Consider the following 26098-nt stretch of genomic DNA (forward strand, 5'->3'; position numbering starts at 1 on the left):
TTTTAATTGTTAATTGAATCCACCATTGAATAAAGTACAAGAAAGGTTTAAACATAAAAAAAGCCCCTAAGTACAGTACTTAGGGGCTTTCTAACATAATCAACCAATCATAATTTCAAAAAAACTGAAACTATTTTTTATTGCCATCCACCACCTAAGGCTCTGTACAATTGAATTACCGATTTATATTGTTGGTATCTATTATCTGCAAGCGTCAGTTGAGCATTTAGCGCATCATTTTTGGCTGTTAAAACCTCAAGATAATTTGCTAATCCGTAGGTTAACAATTCTTCAGAGTAGCTAGAAGCTTTGGTTAAGGCAGCCACTTGCTTTTCGCGAACAGTTATCTTGTACGACTCGTTTTTGTATTGCGCCAAGGCATCAGATACTTCTTTTCCTGCTGTTAATAACGACTGCTCAAATTGCAAATAGGCCTTCTCTTGATTTGCTTTTGCAATTTCATATTTCGTTCTTATTTGTCTTTGATTAAAAACAGGTTGCGTTAATCCAGTAATAATAGAAGCAAAGATAGAGTTGGTAGAAAACAATTTCTGAATATCAATACTTTGCAGTCCGGAGCTTGCGGTCACGGTCAAAGCAGGATAAAAACTGCTTTTGGCAACATTCGTCATTTCAAAATTTGTAATCAAATTGTATTCAGCAGCGATAACATCAGGTCTGTTGCGTAATAAGCCAGACGCAACCCCAACATTAATATCTGCTTGCAATGGATAAGCAGCAAAATTTGAACGCTCAATTTTATTTGCTCCTTTGCCCATCAAAATACTAAGTGTGTTTTCTAAAAGAATACTGTTGTTTTTTAGATCTGCAATAATTAATTCTGTAGCATATTTTTGAGCTTCCGTTTGTTTTACACCAACTTCAGTTACGTTTCCAGCTTTTTTCAAGGCAAGAATCGTTTCAATGCTCTGCGTTCTATTCACCAAGGTATTCTCGGCAATTTTGATTTGCTCATCAACAGCTAGTAATTGGTAATAGGTACTGGCAATAGAAGCAATAAGCTGCGTTTTGATCGCTTGGTTAGCTGCTTGGCTTTGCAAATATGAAGCCTGAGTTCCTCTTTTATTACTTCTAATTTTTCCCCAAATATCAGCTTCCCAACTTAGATTTCCTACCAATTGATATTGATCTGTAGTAGGGTTTTTTACAATGGCACCAATTTGAGTGTTTCTTGATAACTCTTGATGTGTCCAGTTGGTAGTGACATTTAAAGTAGGGAAGTAGCCTGCTTTTCCTTGTAGCATGCTAGCCTCTGCCGCAGCCAATGTTTGCATTGCAATACGCACATCAAGATTGTTTTCTAAACCTTTTTTAATATACCCTTGCAACAAAGGATCGGTAAACATTTTGTCCCAACTAAGATTCGCTAAGGATAGCGAATCTGTACTTGGTGTCTCTGTGCGGTATAAATTTTCTGTTTTTACATCCGGTCGTTGATAATCTTTTGCAACAAAACAAGATTGCATCAGTGTAGCAGATACTGCTAATACCCCGATTTTATATAGGTTATTTTTCATTTTCTGTGTCATAAAATTGAACATCTGCTCCTTGTGGTACTGGTAATGGTTTTGTTGAAATGCGTTCTTGTAATCCTTGGAAAACAATAAATAAAATTGGCACTACAAATACTCCCAAAAGAGTACCTATTAACATTCCTCCGATTGCACCTGTACCAATTGCTTGATTTCCTACAGCACCTGCTCCTTGTGCCAACATCAACGGAAGTAATCCCAAGATGAAAGCAAACGAAGTCATCAAAATCGGACGCAAACGCGCAACAGATCCTGTGATAGCCGCTTGACTAATGCTCAATCCTTTTCGGCGAGCATCTGCCGCAAATTCAACAATTAAAATCGCATTCTTGGCCAGCAAACCAATCAGCATGATGAGCGTAATTTGCAAATAAATATTGTTACTGATATTAAAGAAGAAAGCAAAAATATAAGCTCCAGCTAATCCAATTGGTAAAGAAAGTAATACTGCGAATGGTAAGATGTAACTTTCATATTGAGCAGCAAGCAAAAAGTAAACAAACACAAGACATAAAATAAATATGTATAATGTTTGACCTCCAGCACTTATCTCCTCACGTGTCATACCCGAGAACTCATATCCGTAACCAATTGGTAAACTTTGACTAGCTACTTCTTGCACAGCCTTAATTGCGTCTCCGGTACTGTATCCATCTTTTGGCGCTCCAGTTACTTTTACCGAAGTAAATAAGTTGAAACGATCAATCGCTTGAGGACCAAATGTTTTTTCAAGTTTTAAAAACTGTGAAATAGGAGCCATTTGCCCTTTTGAATTTCGAACCATAACTTGATTTAATGATTCTGGATCACGTCTAAATTGTGGTTCAGATTGGTAAACAACTCTAAATTGTTTTCCGAATTTATTAAAGTTAGAGGCATAAACTCCACCATAATATCCTTGCATTGTACCTAATACATCCGTAACCGTAAGATTTGCTTTTTTGATTGCAGCAACATTCAAGTCAATTCTATATTGTGGGTAATTTGGAGAGAAAGAAGTTGCGGCATATTTAATTTCTGGACGACTATTCAGCGCAGCCAAAAATTTGTTGTTCACATCACTCAATTCTTGAATGGTTCCCCCTTTTTGATCTTGCAATTGCACTTCAAAACCATTCGTAAATCCAAAACCAACTAAGGTAGGACGTGCAAAAAATAACACTTTGGCATTTTTAACAGCTGAAGCACGTTTAAATAATTCGCCAACAATGGCTGATATTTCTTGATTTGCTTCTTTACGTTCAGCCCATGTTTTCAATTTCACGATAACCATTCCGTAGTTACTACCTGTACCACTAATCAAACTACGACCAGAAACACGCAATACTTCTTTTATTTCAGGAATGTCTTTAATTTTATTTTCGATCTCTAATAATACTTTTTCAGTATTGGCTAATGAAGTTCCAGGAGGTAAGCTTACATCAGATAAAATAGCACCCGTATCTTCACCCGGTACAAAAGCTTTTGGAGTAATATTAAGCAATAAAACAAAAATTCCTGCAAAAACAGCGATTCCTAAAAATGCCAACCATTTTCTTTTTACCAAAAACTCAACCGAGCGTTTGTATTTGGCAGTCGTAGTATCAAATCCAGTATTAAATGCGGTATAGAAACGAGCTAAGAATCCATCATTTTTCTTTTCTCCATGGCTTTTCAAGAAAATAGCACACAAAGCAGGTGATAATGTCAATGCATTAATTGCCGAAAGTACAATTGCAATAGCCAATGTTAAACCAAATTGTTTGTAGAATACACCTGCCGAACCGCTAATAAATGAAACCGGAATAAATACGGCAGACATCACTAAAGTAATTGATATGATGGCACTACTAATGTCACCCATCGCGCTATGCGTAGCTTTCCTTGGATCGTGTTCACCAGCTTCCATCTTGGCATGCACAGCTTCAACAACCACAATGGCATCATCGACTACAATTCCGACGGCGAGTACCAAGGCAAACAAAGTCAATAAGTTAATGGTAAAACCAAAAATGCTTAAGAAAAAGAAGGTACCAATAATGGCAACCGGAACTGATATAGCTGGAATTAATGTAGATCTCCAGTCTTGCAAAAAGACGAATACCACAATAAATACCAAAATAAAGGCTTCGATTAACGTATGAATTACTTTGGTAATCGACTCTTCCAAGAAATCATTAGCGTTAATCAAGGTAGTATATTTAACTCCTTTCGGGAAATTAACCATTGATTTTTCCAGTACAGCCAATGATCCTTCAATCACTTCTTGTGCATTTGATCCTGCTGTTTGAGCAATTGCAATCGCTACCGATTGATGACCATTTGTTAACGTATTACTAGCATAATTCACAGCTCCCAATTCGATCTTCGCAACATCTCCTAATTTTAAAACCTCACCGTTTTCGGTAGAACGAACCACGATTTCTTCAAATTCTTTGGTGTCTTGCAAACGACCTTTGTATTTTAACGTATACTGAAACGATTGATCACTATCTTCTCCCAATTGTCCTGGAGCCGCTTCAATATTTTGTTCTGCTAGTAAAGCAGTAATATCAGATGGAACGAGTCCATACGCACCCATTACATCAGGCTTAAGCCAAATACGCATGGAGTAATCTTTTTGTCCAAATATTGACGCATCACCCACACCAGCTACCCTTTTAATCTTAGGTAAAATGTTGATATTAGCATAATTTTGAAGAAAAGTCATGTCATAATCTGGATTTTCACTGTATAATGAAAAGATCAAGATATTATCACTTTGTCTTTTTGATGTGGTAACCCCTGCTTTTGTAACCTCTTGCGGAAGCAAAGGTGTTGCACGAGATACACGGTTTTGAACGTTTACAGCAGCCAAATCAGGATTTGTACCTAATTTAAAGTAGATGCTAATCGATGCCGAACCATCATTGTTGGAGGTAGAGGTCATGTATGTCATGTCTTCTACACCATTAATTTGTTCTTCTAGCGGTATTACAACCGAGTTCATTACTACCTCGGCACTTGCACCTTGGTAACTAGCTGCCACCGTTACGGTAGGTGGAGCAATTTCTGGGTATTGGGAAACGGGCAATGACGTTAATCCTAATGCTCCTAGTATGACAATGATAATAGAAACTACCGTTGACAGTACGGGCCTTTCAATAAATTTTGAAAACATATCCTGTTATTTAATTCGAATGTATTATTTACTTTCTTGTTCTTTCATTATCGTAGAATTATCAACCAATTCTGGTTTGATCAATGTTCCTTCGGCTACGATTCCAACACCTTCAACAAGGATTTTATCTCCTACATTAAGTCCTTTATCAACTACAAAATAACGACCTCCTGGTACTGGACGTACTTCAACCGGAATGGCTTTTACTTTGTTTTCTTTGTCGGTAACCAAAACAATTCGTTTGTCTTGCAATTCCAAAGTAGCATTTTGCGGGATTAAAATCACATCTTGCAAATCTGTTGGGATTTGGATTGTTCCACTTCCTCCAGAACGCAATAAGCGATTTGGATTTGGAAAACGAGCACGCACATTAAACGATCCTGTAGAAGAGTTCGCTTGACCACTAAAGGTTTCAATCTTTCCTTTTTGATCATAAGGTGATCCGTTACTCAAAAGCAAGTTCACATTTGGTAGTTTCGAAATTTTATCCTGAAAAGATTTCCCTTCACCATTCATCATGATGTCTAGTTGTTGCTTTTCATTTACGGAGAAGTAAGCATAAATGGTACTGATATCTGATATTCTAGTCAATGGTTCAGCAGTTTGGCTACTTACGTAACTTCCAATTCTTAGCGGTAACGTTCCAACAATTCCGTTCACCGGACTTTTTATTGACGCATAATTTATTTTAGCAATAATACCTTGGTACGTACTTTTTGCACCAGCCAAATTGGCTTTGGCAGTTTCTAACTGTACATCACTAATAATGTTACGGTCGACAAGAGGTTTTAATCGATTCACTTCTACTTGTGCAGCAGTTACTTTTGCTTTGGCCGCGGCAGCATCTTGATCAGCAGTTTGTGTTTCTAATTTAAACAAAACTTGGCCAGCGCGTACTTCTTGGCCTTCTTGAACATATATTTCCTCAATATATCCGTCAACTTTTGCACGGATATCGATATCTGTAACTCCTTCAAGTGTGGTAGGATATTCGGCCAATAGCGTAGTGCTTGAAGGCGCAACTTGCACAACCTTGTAAGGCATAACGGGAGGCGCGGCCTGTTCTTCGTTTTTCTTTCCGCAGGCTACTAGCAGAACTAAACTTACAATGGTTAAGGAAATTTTCTTCATTTCGATAGATTATTAATGGTTTTTATTACTGTTTTCTATTTGTTTAAATTCATTTATTGTTTTGGTAAACAACTTTTCAAGCTCCATAACGTGCAGCCGATATGCCTTGACATTCTCAAGGTTGGATTTTTCTTCAGGACAGGAAACGGTTTCTTGGCGGTAACCAATCATTCGTGTTATAATTTCCATTTCTGAATCAATTAATTTTAAATAATTCGATAATCTGTCACTTAAATCAGCTGCTCGAAAATATTTTTTTCGATCTCCACAAATGGTAAAGTAGGTTGCTTTGTCCATTTTTAAAAGAAGATTTAAGTTGGTCGAAATAGAGCTTTTACTAGCACCCATCTTTTCGACTAATTCCTCAAATGTGATTCCGCTCTTGCAACCGTCCACTATTAATGTTCCCAAAATCCGAGAAGCTAAAGGTGGAATGTTATAAAGTTTGGCAAAATGAACTCCAAAAAGTTCAATAATTTCTGCTCTTTCTTTTTCGATTTCCATTTTAAATCTTTTTTTCGGCAAATTTATATCTAGTTCGGAAATTACCGAACTAATCGAACTTAAATTAATGTTAAACTATCGTTTTATTTCTGTAGTGTACATAGTGTTTCTGTCAAAAACTTAGTAAACACAAAGGGTATACGTTATTTCGAATGTTAAATTTTATATCTTTGTCCTCTTAAAATAAAAGTTCGAGTGACTAAAATCAACAAACTAAAAATATTTAATGACCCGATTTATGGGTTTATTTCGATACCAAATGAATTAATCTATGATTTAATTCAGCATCCGTATTTTCAGCGTTTACGTCGCATTACACAGATGGGATTGTCTTACCTAGTTTATCCAGGTGCACATCATACGCGTTTTCATCACGCACTTGGATGTATGCACTTGATGCAAAAAGCAGTGGATGTGCTACGTTTTAAAGGAGTTGAGATTTCGTCAGAAGAAGAAAACGCCTTATATATTGCGATTTTATTGCATGATATTGGGCATGGTCCGTTTTCGCATACGATGGAGAAAACTATCGTTGAGGATGTACATCATGAACAAATTTCGCTACTCTTTATGGAGCAATTAAATTTGGAATTTGATGGTAAGCTCGATTTGGCTATTCAAGTTTTTAAAGGAGAATACAATCGAAAATTCATGTTACAATTGATATCAAGTCAGCTAGATATGGATCGAATGGATTATTTAAAACGTGATAGTTTTTATTCTGGAGTTGCAGAAGGGAATGTAAATTCTGAGCGATTAATACAGATGATGAATGTTGTTGACGAAGTATTAGTTATTGAAGAAAAAGGAATTTATTCCGTTGAAAAATTCTTAATGTCAAGACGATTGATGTACTGGCAAGCTTATTTACACAAAACTAGTTTGGCGGCAGAATTGATTTTGACAAAAGTTTTAAAGCGTGCCAAAGAGCTAACAAGTAAAGGAGTACTATTGCCTTCGAGTATGCCTTTGGGTTATTTTATGAAGAATAAAATAGATTTTGACTCTTTTGATGCTTCAAACTTGGAGCTTTTTTCACAATTAGATGATTTTGATATCATGAGCGCCTTGAAAGCATGGCAGTATAACGAGGATTATATATTGTCTACTCTGAGCAAAATGATTATAAATCGTGACCTTCCAAAAATTAAGTTGTCTAGTGAAAAGCCTGCTACAGATGCATTAGACGATTTTAAAGAGCGATTTGCCAAAGAAAACAACTTGAGTTTATTAGATACGAATTATTTCATATTCAAAGGAAAAATAAAAAACCAAGCCTACAGTAAGGAAGCAGAACCGATTCATATTTTGAAAAAAGATCGCTCTGTAGAAGATGTTTTTGAATCAGCAGATCAACTGAACTTAAAATCATTATCCAAGTTAGTTACTAAATATTACATCTGTTTCCCAAAACAACTCGAACAAATAAAGATTTAACATCAATTTTTTTATATTTTTGTCGAAATCAAAAATACAATCATTTTTTTATAACAGATTGATAATTGAACAGTGAAGAAGGAAAGGTTATAAAAAAAGAATTTAATCACAATGAAATTTACAGCAGAACAAATAGCGGGGATTTTAGAAGGCGAAGTAGTTGGTAATCCCAATGCTGAAGTTCATGAATTGTCTAAAATTGAAGATGGGCAAGAGGGTTCATTGACTTTTTTGGCCAATCCTAAATACAATAATTTTATATATAGTACCAAAGCAACGATCACCATTGTCAACAAAACATTTGTTCCCGAAGGTGATTTGAATACTACAATGATCAAGGTTGATGATGCTTACCTGTCATTTACCAAATTATTAGAATTTTATGACTCCGTAAAAAACCTAAAAAACGGAATAGAACAACCGTCAGTAATTTCGGAAGGAACTGTGTACGGTGAAAATTTTTATTTAGGAAGTTTTAGTTACCTTGGTACCAACATTACGATAGGTGATAATGTAAAGATTTATCCTAATTGTTATGTGGGCGATAATGTAAAAATTGGAGACAATGTAACCTTATATTCGGGAGCCAAAATTTATTCAGAGTCACAAATTGGTAATCAGTGTAAAATTCATTCAGGGACAATAATTGGATCTGATGGTTTTGGTTTTGCACCAAATGCTGATGGATCGTATAAGAAAATCCCACAAATAGGAAACGTAATCATAGAAGATGATGTCGAAATTGGATCTTGTACAACAATAGATAGAGCAACAATGGGTTCGACTATTATTCGAAAAGGGGTCAAATTAGACAATCAAATACAAGTTGCTCACAATGTCGAAATAGGAGAGAATACAGTTATTGCAGCTCAAACCGGTATTGCAGGTTCGACCAAAATTGGTAAAAACTGCATGATAGGTGGTCAAGTTGGCTTTGCTGGTCATTTGACAATTGGTGATAATGTTCGTATTCAGGCGCAAGCAGGGGTAGGGCGAAATATTAAGAGTAATGAGGTTTTGCAGGGAAGTCCATCTTTTGGGTATAATGATTTTAGTAAATCATATGTGCACTTTAGAAACTTACCAAAGATAATTACAGAGATTGAAGAGTTAAAGAAACAAATACTAAACACAAAAAACGGAAACAATGGTTAAACAGAAGACCATCAAAACAGAAATCTCCCTAACTGGAGTTGGATTACACACAGGTAAAGAAGTAAGTATGACTTTTAAACCTGCTCCAGTAAATAACGGATTTACTTTTGTTAGAATTGATCTAGAGGGACATCCTGTTGTTGAAGCAGATGCAAATTATGTTGTTAACACACAAAGAGGTACTAATTTGGAAAAATTAGGTGTTAAGATTCAAACTCCTGAGCATGTTTTGGCAGCGCTTGTTGGTTGTGATCTAGACAACGTAATTATTGAGCTAAATGCTTCAGAATTACCTATTATGGATGGTTCTTCTAAATATTTTGTGGAAGCACTTGAAAAAGCAGAATTTGAAGAACAAAATGCAAAACGTAACGTCTATGTTGTAAAAGAAGTTATTTCTTTTACAGACGAAGCTTCTGGAAGTGAAATTCTAGTTATGCCTAGTGATTCGTATAGCGTAACAACAATGGTTGATTTTGGAACTAAGATTTTAGGGACTCAAAATGCAACATTAAAAAGCATTGACGACTTTAAAACGGAAATCGCAAATTCTAGAACATTTAGTTTTCTTCATGAATTAGAGTCATTACTTGAAAATGGTTTAATTAAAGGAGGAGATCTAAACAATGCAATTGTATATGTAGACAAAGAAATCTCTGCAAGCACAATGGCAAGTTTAAAAGTTGCTTTTGGTAAAGAAACTTTGGCAGTAAAACCAAACGGAATATTAGACAACCTTACTTTGCACTATCCTAATGAGGCTGCAAGACACAAACTACTTGATGTAGTGGGTGATTTGGCTTTGATTGGAACAAAGATTCAAGGTAAAATTATAGCAAACAAACCAGGACATTTTGTAAACACACAGTTTGCAAAAAAAATGGCAAAAATAATTAAAATAGAACAACGTAATTTTGTACCATCTTATGATTTGCATGCTGAACCATTGATGGATATTCATAAAATCATGTCTGTTTTACCTCATAGACCTCCGTTTTTATTGATTGATAGAATTATCGAAATGTCTGAAAATCACGTAGTGGGAATGAAAAATGTAACGATGAACGAAAATTTCTTCGTAGGTCATTTTCCAGAAGCTCCAGTAATGCCGGGTGTTTTAATCGTTGAAGCTATGGCGCAAACAGGAGGAATTCTAGTTTTGAGCACCGTTCCAGATCCAGAAAATTATTTAACTTATTTCATGAAAATGGATAATGTTAAATTCAAGCATAAAGTGTTACCAGGTGATACCTTGTTATTTAAGTGTGATTTAATTACACCTATTCGTAGAGGAATTTGTCACATGCAAGCCAATGCATACGCTAATGGAAAATTAGTAGCAGAAGCAGAGTTGATGGCTCAAATTGCTAGAAAACCACAACATTAAAATATAAAATAGTTTAGCGTTTTTCTCTAATCTAAAATAACTAAAAACTAAGTAGATGAATCAACCATTAGCATATGTTCATCCAGGTGCAAAAATTGCCAAAAATGTGGTTATAGAGCCCTTCACGACCATACATAACAATGTTATCATCGGAGATGGGACTTGGATTGGATCCAATGTAACGATCATGGAAGGCGCTAGAATTGGAAAAAATTGTAATATCTTTCCGGGCGCAGTAATTTCTGCGGTGCCACAAGATTTAAAATTTGGAGGTGAAGATTCTCTTGCGATAATTGGTGACAATTGTACCATTAGAGAGTGTGTAACCATTAACCGTGGTACAGTTGCATCAGGACAAACAACCATTGGAAACAATTGCTTAATTATGGCTGCGGCACATATAGCACACGATTGCCACGTAGGTGATAATGCTATCATTGTGAACGGTGTATTATTGGGCGGACATGTAACCGTAGGTAACTATGCAGTAATTGGCGGATTATCTGCAGTTCATCAATTCATAAGCATTGGTGATCATGCAATGATTTCTGGTGGATCTTTGTTAAGAAAAGATGTTCCTCCATATACCAAAGCAGCCAAAGAGCCGCTTTCTTACGTTGGAATCAATTCAGTTGGATTGAGACGAAGAGGTTTTACAACAGAAAAAATTAGAGAAATACAGGACATATACCGTATTCTTTACCAAAAAAATTACAATACAACTCAAGCAATAGGAATCATTGAGGCTGAAATGGAGGCGACTCCTGAGCGTGACGAAATTCTTGATTTTATCAGAAATTCATCTCGAGGAGTAATGAAAGGATATTCAAGCAGTACCTTGTAAGATAATAAAATGAATTATAAACCGCTATTAGCCAGTCGCTAGTAGCCAAAAGCAATAAATAAAATGGCATCTACATCAGACATCAAAAACGGATTATGTATTAAATATAATAATGATATTTATAAAATCATTGAATTTCTTCATGTTAAACCAGGAAAAGGACCTGCTTTTGTTCGAACAAAATTAAGAAGCTTAAGCAACGGTAAAGTATTAGATAACACTTTTTCTGCTGGGCATAAAATTGAAGAAGTAAGAGTTGAAAATCATAAATTTCAATTTTTATACCCAGAAGGAGATGAGTTTCATTTTATGAACACAGAATCTTTTGAACAAATTTCTTTGAACAAAAATATTTTGGACTCACCAGATTTATTAAAAGAAGGTGAAAGTGTGATGGTCAGTATCAATACAGAAACAGATTTGCCTCTTTCTGTAGATATGCCAGCATCTGTAGTACTTGAGGTAACTTATGCTGAGCCTGGTATCAAAGGAAATACAGCTACAAATGCAACAAAATCAGCAACGGTTGAAACTGGAGCAACGGTTAATGTACCTTTATTTATTAATGAAGGTGATAAAATCAAAATTGACACCGCTTCTTGTTCTTACATGGAGCGTGTAAAAGAGTAATATTTAATATCCCGTAAACTTTTTCTATAAAGAGTTTACGGGATTTTTAATTGCATAAATAATATACAAAGAGCTGCTATGAAATTTCAAAAAGTTATAACTTTAGAAGAAATTGCAAATTTGATTCAATGCGAATTTGTAGGTGAAAAAGATTTTCTTGTTCATGGTATGAATGAAATTCATGTTGTTGAAGCTGGCGATATTGTTTTTGTTGATCATCCAAAGTATTATGACAAAGCGCTTCAATCTGCAGCAACCATAGTATTGATTAACAAAAAAGTAGACTGTCCAGCAGGCAAAGCATTATTGATTTCTGAAGATCCTTTTAGAGATTTCAATACACTTACCAAACATTTCAGACCATTTCATTCGGCATCTACATCAATTTCATCCTCTGCTGTAATAGGAGAAGGTACTGTGATTCAGCCAAATGTATTTGTTGGACATCATGTTACCATTGGAACAAATTGTTTGATTCATGCCAACGTAGCTATTTATGATCATACCGTAATCGGAAATAATGTGATTATTCACGCAGGTACTGTTTTGGGAGCTGATGCTTTTTATTATAAAAAAAGAGAAACTGGATTTGATCAATTGGTTTCAGGTGGTAGAGTAGTGATTGAAGATAATGTTGGAATTGGAGCTTTGTGCACCATTGACAAAGGTGTAACGGGTGACACTACAATTGGTGAAGGAACCAAAATTGATAATCAAGTTCACGTAGGTCACGACACCGTAATTGGAAAAAAGTGTTTGATCGCATCACAAACAGGTATTGCAGGTTGCGTCGTTATTGAAGACGAGGTGACATTGTGGGGGCAAGTTGGAACAACAAGTGGCATAACTATAGGTACAAAAGCTGTAATTATGGGGCAAACTGGTGTTACAAAATCTGTGGCAGGTGGCAAATCTTATTTTGGAACTCCAATACAAGAGTCAAGAGAGCAATTGAAACAATTAGCAAATTTGAAAAAAATACCTGAAATATTAACCAAACTAAAATAGTATGACTGCAAAAGAATTAGTACTTAATTTTTACAAATCAGATGCGCTGATAAATCCTGAAGAAATGAAGCAATTCATTCATCCTGATTTTTGTATTGAATGGCATAGTAGTACCGGATTTTCTGAATTGAATTATGATGGAATTCTTTCCTTGATAGAAACATTAGGAAAAGCGTATGTTCGAACAAAAGTAAGAATTAGTCAAATTATTGCAGAAGACAATAAAGTTTGTGTGCGATATTCACATTTTGTAAAGACGATTGAGAATCCAAGAGAAGAGATGTTACTTGGTTATTTCATGGTGATCTGGGAGATAAAAGACGATAAATTATTCAGAGGTTTCCAAAATAGTCAAAAACCCTGAATTTTGTGTTAAAATATCTGAGTGCAATTACAGATTACTGCCTACTATTTTATATTTTTGCAACACAAATTTAAAAACTACATAAAATATATATCATGAGTGTTTTAGTTAATAAAGATTCCAAAATAATTGTTCAAGGATTTACAGGAAGTGAAGGAACATTCCACGCTTCTCAAATGATTGAATACGGTACAAACGTTGTTGGAGGAGTTACTCCAGGAAAAGGTGGTTCTACACATTTAGATCGTCCTGTTTTTAATACAGTAAAAGATGCTGTTGAGCAAGCGGGAGCAGATACAACTATCATTTTTGTACCACCAGCTTTTGCTGCTGATGCAATTATGGAAGCTGCAGATGCAGGTATCAAAGTGATCATTGCGATTACTGAAGGTATTCCTGTTGCAGACATGATTAAAGCAAATGGATATGTAAAATCTAGAAATGCTAGATTGATCGGACCTAACTGTCCAGGTGTTATTACTCCAGGAGAAGCTAAAGTTGGTATTATGCCAGGTTTTGTTTTCAAAAAAGGTACAGTAGGAATCGTTTCAAAATCTGGAACTTTAACGTACGAAGCTGCTGATCAAGTAGTAAAACAAGGTTTGGGTATCACTACTGCTATTGGTATTGGTGGAGATCCAATCATTGGAACTACAACAAAAGAAGCAGTTGAATTGTTGATGAATGATCCAGAAACTGAATGTATAATCATGATTGGTGAAATTGGTGGTCAATTGGAAGCTGATGCCGCAAAATGGATCAAAGCTGATGGTAACCGTAAGCCAGTTATTGGTTTTATCGCTGGAGAAACTGCTCCTGCTGGTAGAACAATGGGTCACGCAGGTGCTATTGTTGGAGGTACTGATGATACTGCCGCTGCCAAAAAACAAATTATGAGAGACAACGGTATTCACGTTGTTGATTCACCAGCTGAAATTGGTAAAAAAGTAAAAGAAATTTTAGGATAATCTTTTCTTGAAATTAAAATATAAGAAGCCTCACATTTGTGGGGCTTTTTTAGTATAAAAATGAAATTAAAGAAATACATTTGCACTTTATTAAAAAGGACTGTTTTTGCAGCCATTTAATAAGAATCAGATAGATGAATAAATGATTTTCAAGCTTAAGGACATTTTATCAATGAAATTGGGTCGAGCAAATCTCAAAATAATTAAATAATAGTTATGTACAAAGAATTAGAAAAATACAAAGAAAACAACAGTTTTACTTTTACAATTGATGATAGTTTAGAAGATGTTTGCAATGCTTCAGAAGGAAGTGGTGTTTTTATCGTAAACGCTATCAACGGAGATGATAAGGAATTAATCATGGTAGGTTCTACTGGAACAGTACAAAATGATGGTTCTTTGAAAAGTAAAAATGGTGGTTTGTATGATAAAATTGTAAACGGACATCAATTTGCAAAAACAGGTAGAAAATATTCTTGGCCAGCGCAAATGAAAATTGAGAACATTGAAAGACTTGAAGTTCTTTGGTTCGAAACTTTCAACGCTGAAGACAAAGGAATCCCAACTTCTGTAGAAGGACAAGTTTTGCAAAATTTCTTGACAGCAAACGGAAAATTACCAAAATGGAATGTAGCTTTTTAAGCTGATACATTTTGATTGAAACAATTGAAAAAGCTTTACTTTGGTAAGGCTTTTTTAATTTAAAATTATAAAAAGCATTATGCTATTATTTTTTTTATAAAATAATAAGTACTTTTGCACCCGTTATCACGAATCTCATTACGAGATAGCAACCTGCAACAACGAGCAAGGTGCTAAAACGATAAGCCAATCCTTTGGAAAAAATGTTGTTTTACATTCCCATTTTTAGCTTTGTTTTTCGTTATAATCATTTCATTATAAAATTGATTTATGACACATTTATTGAAAAAAAAGGGCAATGCTTATGCTTTGATACCGCTACTTATTTTTATTTTCACCTTTTTGGGAGCTGGTATTTGGCTTGACGATTTTTATGCCTTACCTGCACCAATTGCTGTACTAATTGGTATTATAGCTGCTTTTTTAATGTTTAAAAGTTCAACCGAGGAAAAAGTTGCTACTTTAATTGCTGGTTGTGGCGAAAGTAAAATAATGACCATGTGTCTCATTTATCTTTTAGCAGGCGCTTTTGCAGTTGTTAGTAAGGCCATGGGAGGTGTTGATGCGGTTGTAAGCCTAGGAATTAACACCATAGATGTAGCCTACTTCCCTTTGGGAATCTTTTTAATTGCTGCTTTTTTATCAACGGCTACAGGAACTTCTGTCGGCGCTATCGTTGCCATAGGCCCGATTGCGGTTGACTTGGCTAATTCAAGTGGCGCTTCATTACCCTTGATTGCTGGTGCTTTATTGGGTGGTTCAATGTTAGGTGATAATCTATCGATGATTTCCGATACTACAATTGCAGCAACTCAATCCTTGGGTTGCGAATTAAAAGACAAATTCAAGATTAACTTATTTATTGCTTTTCCGGCCGCTATTATTACAATACTTGTATTCTTTTATCTTGGTTTAAATTCTGATATTACAGCAGTAACGATTCCGAAAACCAGTTTTGAATGGTTTGCAATTGTTCCTTACATACTAGTTATCGTACTTGCTTTGGTGGGAGTTGATGTATTTTCGACTTTGATTATAGGTATTGTACTGGCGGGATTGATTGGTTATTTTGGAAATCATTTTACGATAATGGAATTTGCTCGAAAAATCTATGAAGGATTCACTAGCATGACCGAAATCTTTTTGTTGTCCATGCTTACGGGCGGATTAGCAGCGATGGTGGATAAGGCGGGAGGAATAGATTTTTTATTACACCAAATTAAAAGAAGAATTAAGAGTAAAAACTCAGCTCAATTGGGAATAGGAGCGTTGGTTGGTTTTACTAATATGGCGATTGCCAATAATACGGTTTCAATTGTGATTACCGGAGGAATTGCAAAGGAAATTAACGAGGAATACAATTTGAGTTCAAAAAAAACAGCCGCTATTCTCGATATATTTTCTTGTGTAATTCAAGGGATATTACCTTATGGAGCGCAAGTACTTTTAATATTAAGTTTTGCAAAAGGGAAATTGGATTTTATGGATTTAATTGGTAATGCTTGGTATCATTTATTTTTGTTCGTTTTTACTTTGGTTGCCATTTATAGTGCTTTTTGGGATAAATTGGTCAAACGTTTTTTTAAACTATAAATTCGATTCGATTTTATAAGGTAAATGAATTTGAAATTTTTTTTAAAAAGGGAATTACTCTATATTTGACAACTCTAAGATGATAGCCCTGATAGTAGTGAAAATCCTTTTGTGTGCGCCGCGGCGGACATAAAAGATTGTAACGGATAGCAGGAATAGCTTCAAATAAAAATTAAACTAACTTTTGAACATGAAATTACTAGAAGGAAAAGTGGCGATTATAACCGGTGCAAGTCGCGGAATTGGAATGGGAATAGCAGAGGTTTTTGCAAAACATGGAGCTAATGTGGCTTTTACTTACAGTTCATCTGTAGAATCTGCTTTGGCATTGGAAAATGAATTAAATGCTTTAGGAATTAAAGCAAAAGGATATCAATCAAATGCAGCTGATTTTAATGAAGCACAACTTTTGGTTGACAAAGTTCTAGAAGATTTTGGAACAATTGACATCTTAATTAATAATGCAGGTATCACTAAAGATAATTTGCTAATGCGTATCTCAGAAGCTGATTTTGATAATGTTATCGCAGTTAACTTAAAATCTGTATTTAATATGACCAAGGCCGTTCAAAAGACATTTTTGAAAAAACGTGCTGGTTCAATTATCAATATGAGTAGTGTAGTTGGTGTAAAAGGTAATGCAGGACAAACGAATTATGCAGCATCAAAAGCTGGAGTAATTGGTTTTACAAAATCTGTAGCGCTAGAGTTAGGTTCACGTAATATTCGTTGCAATGCAATTGCTCCAGGTTTTATCGAAACTGAAATGACTGCAAAACTAAGTGAAGAAGTAGTGCAAGGATGGAGAGATGGTATTCCGTTGAAACGTGGTGGAACTACTGAAGATGTTGCTAACGCATGTTTGTTCCTAGCTTCAGATATGAGTGCATACATTACTGGTCAAACACTTAATGTTTGTGGAGGAATGCTAACTTAGTAAACAGTTGATAGTCTCGGTTTATAGCATACTATTGATAACCGCGACTTTTAAATGAAATTATATTACTAAATATGACTGCAGCTACAATCCTACTTCTTATACTTTCTTTGCTATTGGCAGGAGGATTGTCATTTTTTCAATACATATACAAAGCCAAAAGCAAATCAAAACTGAATTTGTTTTTGGCTTTTATTCGTTTTTTATCCTTGTTTGGTCTTTTTTTACTTTTGATCAACCCTGTAATTACAACTAGCAAACTAGAAATAGAAAAACCAGCTTTCGCCATTGTGATTGACAATTCTAGCTCTATTGCCGTATTAAACGCTAGACAAACAGCAAAGGATCTTTTTTCGTTTTTTAAAGAAAGCAAAGAGTTGAATGATAAATTCGAAGTGCAGACCTATCAATTTGACAAAGAATTTAGTGCTACAACAACTTTAGATTTTAAAGGGAGTCAAACCAATTTTGACGGTATAGCAAAAAATCTAAAAAATTACAATCGAAATCAAATCTATCCCACAGTAGTAATTACAGATGGTAATCAAACTGCAGGTAGTGATTATACCTATAGTTTTTCTGATACCAACAAAATATTTCCTGTGGTCGTTGGAGATACTATAAAAGTATTTGATTTGAAGATTGCTCAACTGAATGTAAATAAATATGCTTTTCTAAAAAATAAATTCCCTGTTGAAATTTTCTTATCCTATTCAGGAGATAAAAATTGTAGTGCAGAAGTTAGCATTTCAAATGGGAAGTCCATTATAGCCAAACAAAGTGTTTCATTTTCTCCGGAAAATACTAGCCAAACGATTAGTCTACTTTTACCAGCGGATAGAGTAGGGTTAATGGTGTACAAAGCAACTATTAGCTCTATAGAAAGGGAAAAAAATACGTATAATAATTCAAAGAATTTTGCAGTTGAAGTATTAGATCAAAAGACAAATATAGCGCTAGTTTCTAGTATTTCTCATCCGGATATTGCAGCTTTTAAACGTGCAATAGAATCTAATAAACAACGCAAAGTTACCATCGTTAAGCATAACGATATCAAATCATTAGCAGACTATTCAGTTTGTGTTTTGTACCAACCCAACAGTAGTTTTAAAACCCTATTTGATCTAATTAAAAAGGCTAGAATAAACAGTTGGATTGTAACTGGAACGCATACTGATTTTATGTTTTTGAACCAGAATCAAAACCTTTTTGATTTCAAAATGAGTGGACAACCTGAAGAATTTACAGCTAGTTTTCAGAGTCAATTCAATCAATTTGCAGCAGAAGATATTGGTTTTGATGCCTTGCCACCATTAGAAAATCCGTTTGGCACGATTACAACCAAAGCTGTAGTTTCAAATTTACTTACATCAAAAATAAGAAATATTGATACCAAAGCACCTTTACTGACTTTTGTAGAAAATCAAGGAATTCGCTCTGCCTTTCTCTTTGGAGAGAATAGTTGGAGATGGCGTCTAGATACGCACGTAAAGGATCAGTCTTTTGAAAAATATGATTTATTTATAGACAAGATTATTCAATTTTTAGCTTCAAATAACAGTAAAAAGTCACTAGTTGTTAGTCATGAAAATTTTTATAATTCAGGTGAGTCTATCGAAATGACTGCGCAGTTTTTCAATAAAAATTATGAATTCGATGAAAAGGCACATCTTACCATTGCAGTAAAGAACACTAAGACGAAGGAGGTAAAAAATTACGATTTTCTACGTTCTAATAATGCTTTCAAAGTCAATCTCGATGGTCTTTCGCCTGGGACTTATACTTTTTCGGTTAAGGAATTAAATACAAATAGTAGTTACAGTAATTCGTTCGAAATCTTAGATTTTGATATAGAAAAACAATTTGTAAATGCTGATGCGGAAAAATTATCCCAATTGGCGCTTAAGACAGGAGGGAAGCTTTATTTTCCGAACCAAAAAGAAAATCTTGTACAATTACTTTTAAATGATCAAGATTACAAAGCAATACAGAAGAAAGTTACAAGCAAATCTCCGATTATCGAATGGTATTGGCTGTTGCTATTAATTTCGTTATTTCTTTCTACGGAATGGTTTGTTCGAAAATATAATGGTTTACTCTAGTACTTTTTAGATAAAAATAATATCAAAATGGATTTTAGACTGCATGTTTTTGTTACCGTGGCCAATCGCTTGAGCTTTACCAAGGCCGCAAGTGAATTGTATATTTCGCAGCCAGCAGTAAGCAAACATATTCAGGAACTGGAAGAACAGTATAAAATAAAACTTTTTGATCGAACGGGAAGCAAAATTGCACTGACGCAAGCTGGAGCTGTTTTACTAAAAAACTGCAAAACTATTTTTGATATTTATCGAAATATTGATTTCGAAATGAGTGCTTTAACCAACGAAAGGCAAGGTGCACTTCGACTTGGGGCAAGTACCACAATTTCGCAATATGTAATTTCACCCTTATTAGCAGATTTTCATTCGAAACTAAAAGATATCAAAATAAATCTTCGAAACGGTAATACAGAGCAAATCGAAAATGCCTTGGTTAACAAAGAGATAGAGGTTGGAATAGTAGAAGGACAATCTCGAAATGCCAACATTAAGTACCAGGAATTTTTAAAAGACGAAATTGTTTTAGTTTGTAAAAGTACACATGCCTTAGCGCATAAAACGCCCATTTCGATAACAGACTTAGAGTATTTAAAATTTCTGACTCGTGAAGTTGGATCTGGTACCTTGGAAGTTATCGAACATAGTCTCAAAAAGCAAGGAGTCAAAGTTCAAAAGCTAACAATTGAAATGCAGTTGGGTAGTACTGAAAGTATAAAATCGTATTTGTTAAATTCTGATTGCGTGGCGTTTATGTCTATCCATGCGGTGAATAAAGAATTGATAAACAATGAACTAACCGTAATTGATGTTACGGAATTAAGTATTGAGAGATTTTTTTATATTATCACGCTTCAAGGAAATCAAAATCAACTCACCTCTTTTTTTATCGATAATCTCTCAAGTTATTATAACTTGAAGTTATAAGTTATAGTTATTTTAAATGTTGGATATTGAGGAAAGTGGTGCACCTTTGTACTAAGAAAATTTGAAAGTAGCATGGAAAAAGATGATAACAACAGCACCACTTTTATTAAAGTTAATCCAAATCTACAAAAAGTAATTTTTGTTATTTTATTAATTGTTTGCTTCACCAATGAGGTCACTCCACCCATAGCATTATTGCTAGGACTGGTAGTAGCCAATGTTTCTGGGCATCCTTTTTTGCCTTTTAATCACATTGCTATTCGCTATCTACTGCAGTTTTCGGTGGTAGGGTTGGGATTTGGCATGAATGCGTATCAGGCGATTGCCATTGGTTCTACTAGTTTTTTGTTTACCGTTGTCTCTATTGCAAGCACAATTACCATTGGACTATTTTTAGGAAAATGGTTCATGATGGACAAAAAAACTACTCACTTAATTTCTTGCGGTACGGCAATTTGTGGTGGAAGTGCAATTGCAGCGATCGCTCCAATTATAAAATCAGATGAAAAACAGACCTCTGTGGCACTGGGAGTGATCTTTATTTTAAACTCTATTGCTTTATTTTTATTCCCTGCTATTGGACATTATTTACAGTTAAGCCAACAAGAATTTGGTTTATGGTGTGCCATCGCTATACATGATACGAGTTCGGTTGTAGGTGCAGCCAACAAGTACGGACCTGAAGCTTTGTCAATTGCCACCACAGTAAAGTTGGCAAGAGCTTTGTGGATTATTCCGATAGCTTTGATTACAACAATTACTTTTAAAAATAAGTCTTCAAAAATTAAAATACCTTACTTTATAGGTTTCTTTATAATTGCCATGCTTTTGAATACCTATTTTACAGACATTTCAACTGTGGCACCAACAATTGTACTTTGGGCAAAAGTGGGTTTAACCATCACTTTGTTTTTGATAGGTTCGGGTCTAAATTTCAGTGTTTTGGCAGCCGTTGGATTAAAACCATTATTTCATGGAGTACTATTATGGATTTTTATCGCTTCTTTGTCACTAGTTACAATTCGCTACTTTATTTGATTCCTAATCTTGATTTTAGTTTTAGAAAAAGCAAAGCAGTTCTGTAAGCAGTATCAGGAGAAGAACCTTTCTCTTCATTAGGAATTTTGTAAGTTGCTAATAATTCGTCTAAAGTAAAATCTTGATCCGTAATTTCGATTAGCTTTTGGTGCATAATGTTCACATCCAAGGCTTCATTTTTTAAGTTCCCACACTCAAGGCGTTCAAGAGCTGCATTAATCATTGCAACACTGAAGTTGATATTGTGTCCTACCAAAATAGCATTTCCTAAGTAATCAATAAATGCTTTCATGGCGTCGGGCTCGCCCATTTTTTTCAATTTGCTTTCGACAATAAAATCAAAAGGCATTTTGTTATCATGGAAAAACTTGTACTGCATTAATACAGTTTCAAAACTATCACCAATATGAATACTGTCGTCTATCACAGAGAAAGCGCCGATGGTCAAAATAACATCAGAATGCAGGTTCTCGCCCGTACTTTCTGTTGCCAGAACGACGAAACGTTTTGTTTTTTTATTAAAAGTGGATAAGTAGTTTTTCCAGAATTCTGGATACACTTTATTCATTGATTTTAACCAATCTAGCATAATTAAGAAAATTGAGTTAATTGAAATTTATGTTTAATCAAGTCTTCAAGCTCTTTCATTGGAGCAAGCGCATTCTTTAATTTTTCGCGGTCAATTTTAGATAATTCTTCGATGTTGATGAATTGACCATTGTCGTCGTTTTTAATTCCTTCCAAAGTTCTGAATTTCGTCAAGGTTAAGTAGGCATCCGCACAGTCGAGATAAATTTCAGCATGTTTAGGATCTGTAATGGCCAATTGTTTGAAACGGACATAGGTATTATTGATTCCTTTGATGCCAAAACTCATGGTAAACATTCTAGCGCCATCAATAAGCGGTAACAATGCACGTGTTTTAATATCAAATTTATCTTTGAAAGGACCTTCTTCTTCAACCAAGAATTTCTTGAAAAAACTTAATGGAGAATTTGTTCTCAACGCATCATTACCTAAAAAATCGTAAAGAAGTGTATTATTAGTAGTGTTTTCGAAAACAATAGAATTCAACGCTTCTTCGATTCTTTGATCACCAAAAATAATTTCGTAATCAAAAAAGATGCTACTTATTTGATTGTTTTTTTCGCCCGGATTTTTCATCCATGACTCAAATTGTTTTAGCCAATCAGAAACTGATTTACACCAAATCATGTTGCTTGCAATATGTCCGTTTGGACAGATGACATATCCTACTTTCTCTAATTTAGCAGTGGTTTTTTGAGCTAATTCTACAAAATAATCTTTTACAGCCTTATATTTTTCGGGAACAACATCTTCAAAAACCAAGAAACTTTCTTGATCAGTAAGTAATAATTGTTCTTTTCGAGCTTGACTACCTACACTAAACCAAGCAAAACGGGCAGGAGGGGAGCCGAGTTCTAAAATTGATTGTTCGACTGCTCTTTTTAAAATAGCAAAATTAACTTCACTTGCAATATTTGATATATGTGTTAAAGGGATGTTCTTTTGAATCGAAGACTGAATAATATCTGCCAATCGCCTGCGAATTTGCTTTAACTCACTCGCATTTTGTGATCTTTTAATTTCTTTTATGAGGACACCAGGATTATTAGCTTGCGCCAAAATCAAATCGTGTTCGGTAATAATTCCTTTAATTTCAGTTTTATCAGAGCCATCAATCGTCACGCATAGATGGGTCACATTATGTTTCAACATCATTAATTGTGCTTCGGCCAATGAAACATTTTCTGAAACTGTGATCACCGGATAGGACATGATTGCATCAACAGAATCAGAAATAGGGAAGCGGCCTGTCGCAATTTTTGAAGACATATCCATATCGGTCACAATACCAACTGGAATATTTTTTTCGCAAATAAGAGCATTATTCATTCGGTTTTCTGCCATTAACTGTGCAACTTCTTTAATCACCGTATTACCTGAAGTAATTAATGGATTGGTGTTAAATGAAAGATTCTGAAAAAATTGCATTCCGTTTTGCTGACCCGTAAAAATTGAATTCTCAGAAATAAGATTGTTCTCGAAATTTTCATTATCACCCGCATTTCTTTTATCGACAGAAAAATTTTCTAAGAGTAAATTCAGTACATCAGGGTTACTAGCTACAAATGGTCTAAAAACAGCAATTGGAATTGCATAAACAACACTTTCTTCGCGCGCTTTGGCGGTCATGATATAGTTATTTTTTGCGAAAAATGGTCGTAATCCAAAGATAGTACCTTCGTGACATTTGGTCAAAATGGTTTCTTCAGCATCTGAAATTATGGATAAATTTACTAAACCTGAAGCTACAACATAAAAACTGTCGTGTAAGGGATCGTTAATTTTAAAAAGTGTTTTATTTTTTTCTAAATTAAGTACACGAATACTAGATGCTATTTCACCTAATTCTTCGGTGTTCAAGCGATTAAAAGGAACATATTCTTTTAAAAAATTGGTGATCTGTACAGCAATTGAATTCATAGTCATGTAGGATTGTGTGTTGCAAAACTACTAAATAAAACCATCCAAAGCATTCAATTTTCGTGTATTCTCAAGGTTTTATCAAAAATATTTATTTCGTTCTAAAAAATTGGAAAGTAGCAATATAAAATCAATAATGAATACTAATTTGGTGCTTAGCATTAAAATGATTGTTTTAAAAATTGCTTATTAATTTCTTCTAAACTGTTTATTAAAAGGTTTTTATATAGAAATTAAAAGTGTTACAGTGATTTTAGTCCTTTAAATAAACATGTGAACTACTTATTAATAGCAAAATTGTATCTCTAGTGATTGGATAAATTGAAGTGAAAATTTATCAAAACTTCATTTTATACGTGTGCTACTATCATAAAGTAGGAATAAGGTAATCAGATATGATGCTGATTTCATGAATAAAGATGAGTCATTAAGTCGAAAAGAGGTGGTTTTTAAACATTCTATTTTACATAATATAAATTATAGTTCACTTTATACACATCTTAAAAGAGGGGGCTTTTGAGCTTAATTTGAAGTTTATAGGCCTTCTATAGGTTTGCTTAGAAATTATTTCTAATCTTGAAGCTACCGGTGCACTTTTATTATTCGAATTATATAAGCTAGTTTAATTCCTCATTTAGATTAGTACATAAAACTTTGGTTTTTCCACGCAGTGTTTTGGCATTTTCTAATTGTTTTTTAATTTGCAAAATCCAACCGATTATGGCATTTTGATATTTCTTATTTGATAATAAACCAATGTAATCTGATTTACTTCCGTACGTTTTAATTGTCTTATACTTATTATCATTCGGTAATTTATCTGCTAGTGAAATATACTGTTCGATTATGGGTTTTATTTTTACATTCACTAACGTTTTAATATTCTCATTTTGTTCCTTAAACTTCACTAGTTTATTCGGGTATAAAATAATTAAATCTTTAAGATCATTGCTTTCTAATAACTCAAATTTAGAAGTTTGTACTATAGATGTAACTGAATTTTCTATCAAATTGGTATCGGTATCAAACAGATTTACAATAGTATCCTTAGCTCCTTGCGATAAATCCTTTTCATCTTTGCCCACGTAGTTTAAGGTGTTTTCAAGGTACTTAATTCGCTCAGGATACTCATCAATTACTCTGTTTAAAAGTCTCAAATTCGAATGTAATTCTTCATTAAGATTCATATAGATTTTTCTCTCTACAATTGTATCTTTTCGAATATCGTTCCAATTATTAATTTTCCAGGCAATTGAAATTCCAATTGTGATTAAAATAACTTCGCCGATAGCGTAAATTAAATACGATTTGAACTTACTGAATACTACTAATTTTCTTCTAAGATTACGGAATAACTTCATATTTATGATTTAATTTTTCAAATATGCTGTTTTATAATAATAATTTAAACAATACTATATGTTTACAAGGAATTTGAGGATAAAATAGCTGAATTGATCTACGATTTTATATTAACGATTGCTGATAAATTTAGAACAGAATTAACTTTATCTTGAACAAGGATTTGTTAGCTTTGTTGCCTAATTTATAGTACACAATGAGCATGAAAAAGAATGTTTTTATATTTGATATGGATGGCGTTATTATTGATTCTGAACCGATTTGGCGTGAAGCACAAATTGCAGTTTTGTCGGCCCAAAACATTACTATAACTGCTCAAGATTGCATTCAATATACGATGGGTAAACGTATTGATGATGTAGCTCTTACATGGTGTCAACTTTACAATTTAACTGTTAATCCCAAACAAATCGAAACCAATATTCTGGATGCTGTAGTACAATTAATTGCCGAAAAAGGTGCCGCTAAAGTAGGATTGTACGAGCTACTTAATTTTTTAGTAGCTAATAAATACACAATTGCCTTAGCAACCTCCTCTAGCCTACGCATTATTGATGCTGTATTTGATAAATTGCAAATTGCTTCCTTTTTCACTCATATTGGAAGTGCTGACAATGAAGAATTTGGAAAACCTCACCCAGCAGTATATATTAAGGTATATAAAAAGTTAGGATATACTCCACAACAATGTATTATTCTTGAGGATAGCGTTACTGGAATGATTGCCGGAAAAGCTGCTGCAATCACTACTTTGGTTATTCCTGAAAATCCTAATGATCCTCGTTTTAGTCTTGCTGATGAAAAATTAAACTCGATGCTAGAAGTTATTACCTATTTGCAAGCCTAAGTTCTTGAATTAATTTAATCCTAAC

The 26098-nt window shown here is 34.3% G+C and carries 22 protein-coding genes and 1 riboswitch; of the genes, 15 read left to right on the top strand and 7 right to left on the bottom strand.

Going from position 1 to position 26098, the window contains the following annotated elements; translation table 11 throughout:
* Nucleotides 1-137: 137 nt before the first annotated feature.
* The 4 genes from FFWV33_RS13700 to FFWV33_RS13715 are packed head-to-tail and all read right to left on the bottom strand — an operon-like array spanning nt 138 to nt 6327.
* Complete coding sequence (locus FFWV33_RS13700) at nt 138-1538, bottom strand: efflux transporter outer membrane subunit (protein WP_108742558.1); 1401 nt, start codon at nt 1536-1538, stop codon at nt 138-140.
* Complete coding sequence (locus tag FFWV33_RS13705) at nt 1528-4692, bottom strand: efflux RND transporter permease subunit (RefSeq protein WP_108741434.1); 3165 nt, start codon at nt 4690-4692, stop codon at nt 1528-1530. The genes FFWV33_RS13700 and FFWV33_RS13705 overlap by 11 nt, the downstream gene beginning before the upstream one ends.
* Before the next feature lie 24 nt (nt 4693-4716).
* Complete coding sequence (locus FFWV33_RS13710; protein ID WP_108741435.1) at nt 4717-5823, bottom strand: efflux RND transporter periplasmic adaptor subunit; 1107 nt, start codon at nt 5821-5823, stop codon at nt 4717-4719.
* Nucleotides 5824-5835: 12 nt separating this feature from the next.
* On the bottom strand, nt 5836-6327 hold the full coding sequence (locus FFWV33_RS13715; protein WP_108741436.1) for a GbsR/MarR family transcriptional regulator: 492 nt from the start codon (nt 6325-6327) through the stop codon (nt 5836-5838).
* 195 nt (nt 6328-6522) lie between these two features.
* Between FFWV33_RS13715 and FFWV33_RS13720 the strand changes: the two genes are divergently transcribed.
* The 14 genes from FFWV33_RS13720 (at nt 6523) to FFWV33_RS13785 (ending at nt 21356) form a co-directional block, all read left to right on the top strand.
* Nucleotides 6523-7764 (top strand): HD domain-containing protein, encoded by a 1242-nt coding sequence (locus tag FFWV33_RS13720; RefSeq protein ID WP_108741437.1) that lies wholly within the window; start codon nt 6523-6525, stop codon nt 7762-7764.
* Nucleotides 7765-7875: 111 nt separating this feature from the next.
* Nucleotides 7876-8919 (top strand): UDP-3-O-(3-hydroxymyristoyl)glucosamine N-acyltransferase, encoded by a 1044-nt coding sequence (gene lpxD, locus FFWV33_RS13725; RefSeq protein WP_108741438.1) that lies wholly within the window; start codon nt 7876-7878, stop codon nt 8917-8919.
* Nucleotides 8912-10306: a bifunctional UDP-3-O-[3-hydroxymyristoyl] N-acetylglucosamine deacetylase/3-hydroxyacyl-ACP dehydratase gene (locus tag FFWV33_RS13730; protein ID WP_108741439.1), complete on the top strand. Its 1395-nt coding sequence runs from the start codon at nt 8912-8914 to the stop codon at nt 10304-10306. Before lpxD ends, FFWV33_RS13730 begins: the two co-directional genes overlap by 8 nt.
* Before the next feature lie 55 nt (nt 10307-10361).
* Nucleotides 10362-11150 (top strand): acyl-ACP--UDP-N-acetylglucosamine O-acyltransferase, encoded by a 789-nt coding sequence (gene lpxA / locus FFWV33_RS13735; protein ID WP_108741440.1) that lies wholly within the window; start codon nt 10362-10364, stop codon nt 11148-11150.
* Nucleotides 11151-11213: 63 nt separating this feature from the next.
* The gene (gene efp / locus FFWV33_RS13740) at nt 11214-11780 is read left to right on the top strand and encodes an elongation factor P (RefSeq protein ID WP_108741441.1); all 567 of its coding nucleotides are present in this window, start codon (nt 11214-11216) and stop codon (nt 11778-11780) included.
* A gap of 78 nt (nt 11781-11858) precedes the next feature.
* Nucleotides 11859-12788 (top strand): UDP-3-O-(3-hydroxymyristoyl)glucosamine N-acyltransferase, encoded by a 930-nt coding sequence (locus FFWV33_RS13745; protein ID WP_108741442.1) that lies wholly within the window; start codon nt 11859-11861, stop codon nt 12786-12788.
* Between the two features lies 1 nt (nt 12789).
* On the top strand, nt 12790-13152 hold the full coding sequence (locus FFWV33_RS13750; RefSeq protein ID WP_108741443.1) for a nuclear transport factor 2 family protein: 363 nt from the start codon (nt 12790-12792) through the stop codon (nt 13150-13152).
* A gap of 95 nt (nt 13153-13247) precedes the next feature.
* Complete coding sequence (gene sucD, locus FFWV33_RS13755) at nt 13248-14120, top strand: succinate--CoA ligase subunit alpha (RefSeq protein ID WP_108741444.1); 873 nt, start codon at nt 13248-13250, stop codon at nt 14118-14120.
* Between the two features lie 216 nt (nt 14121-14336).
* Nucleotides 14337-14762: a hypothetical protein gene (locus FFWV33_RS13760; protein WP_108741445.1), complete on the top strand. Its 426-nt coding sequence runs from the start codon at nt 14337-14339 to the stop codon at nt 14760-14762.
* Nucleotides 14763-14880: 118 nt separating this feature from the next.
* Nucleotides 14881-14976, top strand: a riboswitch (SAM-I-IV-variant riboswitch).
* A 56-nt stretch (nt 14977-15032) separates the two neighbouring features.
* Nucleotides 15033-16355: a Na+/H+ antiporter NhaC family protein gene (locus tag FFWV33_RS13765; RefSeq protein ID WP_108741446.1), complete on the top strand. Its 1323-nt coding sequence runs from the start codon at nt 15033-15035 to the stop codon at nt 16353-16355.
* A gap of 190 nt (nt 16356-16545) precedes the next feature.
* A complete protein-coding gene (gene fabG, locus FFWV33_RS13770; protein WP_108741447.1) occupies nt 16546-17292 on the top strand; it encodes a 3-oxoacyl-[acyl-carrier-protein] reductase in 747 nt (248 codons plus the stop codon).
* Nucleotides 17293-17366: 74 nt separating this feature from the next.
* A complete protein-coding gene (locus tag FFWV33_RS13775) occupies nt 17367-19394 on the top strand; it encodes a hypothetical protein (RefSeq protein WP_108741448.1) in 2028 nt (675 codons plus the stop codon).
* Nucleotides 19395-19421: 27 nt separating this feature from the next.
* Nucleotides 19422-20318, top strand: coding sequence for a LysR family transcriptional regulator (locus tag FFWV33_RS13780; RefSeq protein ID WP_108741449.1), 897 nt, complete (start codon nt 19422-19424; stop codon nt 20316-20318).
* A 72-nt stretch (nt 20319-20390) separates the two neighbouring features.
* A complete protein-coding gene (locus FFWV33_RS13785; protein ID WP_108741450.1) occupies nt 20391-21356 on the top strand; it encodes a YeiH family protein in 966 nt (321 codons plus the stop codon).
* Here FFWV33_RS13785 and FFWV33_RS13790 read toward each other — a convergent pair.
* From FFWV33_RS13790 to FFWV33_RS13800, 3 genes are all read right to left on the bottom strand, one after another.
* Nucleotides 21349-21945 carry a 3'-5' exonuclease gene (locus FFWV33_RS13790; RefSeq protein ID WP_108741451.1) on the bottom strand — a complete coding sequence of 199 codons (597 nt, stop codon included), beginning with the start codon at nt 21943-21945 and terminating at the stop codon, nt 21349-21351. The two genes, FFWV33_RS13785 and FFWV33_RS13790, sit on opposite strands and share 8 nt — an antisense overlap.
* Before the next feature lie 2 nt (nt 21946-21947).
* Entirely contained in the window at nt 21948-23864 is a 1917-nt protein-coding gene (locus FFWV33_RS13795; protein ID WP_108741452.1) for a DUF294 nucleotidyltransferase-like domain-containing protein, read from the bottom strand.
* A 617-nt stretch (nt 23865-24481) separates the two neighbouring features.
* On the bottom strand, nt 24482-25225 hold the full coding sequence (locus FFWV33_RS13800; protein ID WP_108741453.1) for a hypothetical protein: 744 nt from the start codon (nt 25223-25225) through the stop codon (nt 24482-24484).
* A gap of 203 nt (nt 25226-25428) precedes the next feature.
* Between FFWV33_RS13800 and hxpB the strand changes: the two genes are divergently transcribed.
* A complete protein-coding gene (gene hxpB, locus FFWV33_RS13805) occupies nt 25429-26073 on the top strand; it encodes a hexitol phosphatase HxpB (RefSeq protein WP_159086027.1) in 645 nt (214 codons plus the stop codon).
* Nucleotides 26074-26098: the final 25 nt, after the last annotated feature.

It is taken from the genome of Flavobacterium faecale (assembly GCF_003076455.1).
GTDB lineage: Bacteria > Bacteroidota > Bacteroidia > Flavobacteriales > Flavobacteriaceae > Flavobacterium > Flavobacterium faecale.

Bases quoted from the DNA above. Each gene is read 5' to 3' on its own strand.
- lpxD (WP_108741438.1), top strand. From the start codon at position 7,876: ATGAAATTTACAGCAGAACAAATAGCGGGGATTTTAGAAGGCGAAGTA.
- FFWV33_RS13760 (WP_108741445.1), top strand. From the start codon at position 14,337: ATGTACAAAGAATTAGAAAAATACAAAGAAAACAACAGTTTTACTTTT.
- FFWV33_RS13750 (WP_108741443.1), top strand. From the start codon at position 12,790: ATGACTGCAAAAGAATTAGTACTTAATTTTTACAAATCAGATGCGCTG.
- efp (WP_108741441.1), top strand. From the start codon at position 11,214: ATGGCATCTACATCAGACATCAAAAACGGATTATGTATTAAATATAAT.
- FFWV33_RS13705 (WP_108741434.1), bottom strand. From the start codon at position 4,692: ATGTTTTCAAAATTTATTGAAAGGCCCGTACTGTCAACGGTAGTTTCT.
- FFWV33_RS13730 (WP_108741439.1), top strand. From the start codon at position 8,912: ATGGTTAAACAGAAGACCATCAAAACAGAAATCTCCCTAACTGGAGTT.
- FFWV33_RS13795 (WP_108741452.1), bottom strand. From the start codon at position 23,864: ATGAATTCAATTGCTGTACAGATCACCAATTTTTTAAAAGAATATGTT.
- FFWV33_RS13710 (WP_108741435.1), bottom strand. From the start codon at position 5,823: ATGAAGAAAATTTCCTTAACCATTGTAAGTTTAGTTCTGCTAGTAGCC.
- FFWV33_RS13715 (WP_108741436.1), bottom strand. From the start codon at position 6,327: ATGGAAATCGAAAAAGAAAGAGCAGAAATTATTGAACTTTTTGGAGTT.
- hxpB (WP_159086027.1), top strand. From the start codon at position 25,429: ATGAAAAAGAATGTTTTTATATTTGATATGGATGGCGTTATTATTGAT.
- fabG (WP_108741447.1), top strand. From the start codon at position 16,546: ATGAAATTACTAGAAGGAAAAGTGGCGATTATAACCGGTGCAAGTCGC.
- FFWV33_RS13790 (WP_108741451.1), bottom strand. From the start codon at position 21,945: ATGCTAGATTGGTTAAAATCAATGAATAAAGTGTATCCAGAATTCTGG.
- sucD (WP_108741444.1), top strand. From the start codon at position 13,248: ATGAGTGTTTTAGTTAATAAAGATTCCAAAATAATTGTTCAAGGATTT.
- FFWV33_RS13700 (WP_108742558.1), bottom strand. From the start codon at position 1,538: ATGAAAAATAACCTATATAAAATCGGGGTATTAGCAGTATCTGCTACA.
- FFWV33_RS13800 (WP_108741453.1), bottom strand. From the start codon at position 25,225: ATGAAGTTATTCCGTAATCTTAGAAGAAAATTAGTAGTATTCAGTAAG.
- FFWV33_RS13765 (WP_108741446.1), top strand. From the start codon at position 15,033: ATGACACATTTATTGAAAAAAAAGGGCAATGCTTATGCTTTGATACCG.
- FFWV33_RS13775 (WP_108741448.1), top strand. From the start codon at position 17,367: ATGACTGCAGCTACAATCCTACTTCTTATACTTTCTTTGCTATTGGCA.
- lpxA (WP_108741440.1), top strand. From the start codon at position 10,362: ATGAATCAACCATTAGCATATGTTCATCCAGGTGCAAAAATTGCCAAA.
- FFWV33_RS13745 (WP_108741442.1), top strand. From the start codon at position 11,859: ATGAAATTTCAAAAAGTTATAACTTTAGAAGAAATTGCAAATTTGATT.
- FFWV33_RS13785 (WP_108741450.1), top strand. From the start codon at position 20,391: ATGGAAAAAGATGATAACAACAGCACCACTTTTATTAAAGTTAATCCA.
- FFWV33_RS13780 (WP_108741449.1), top strand. From the start codon at position 19,422: ATGGATTTTAGACTGCATGTTTTTGTTACCGTGGCCAATCGCTTGAGC.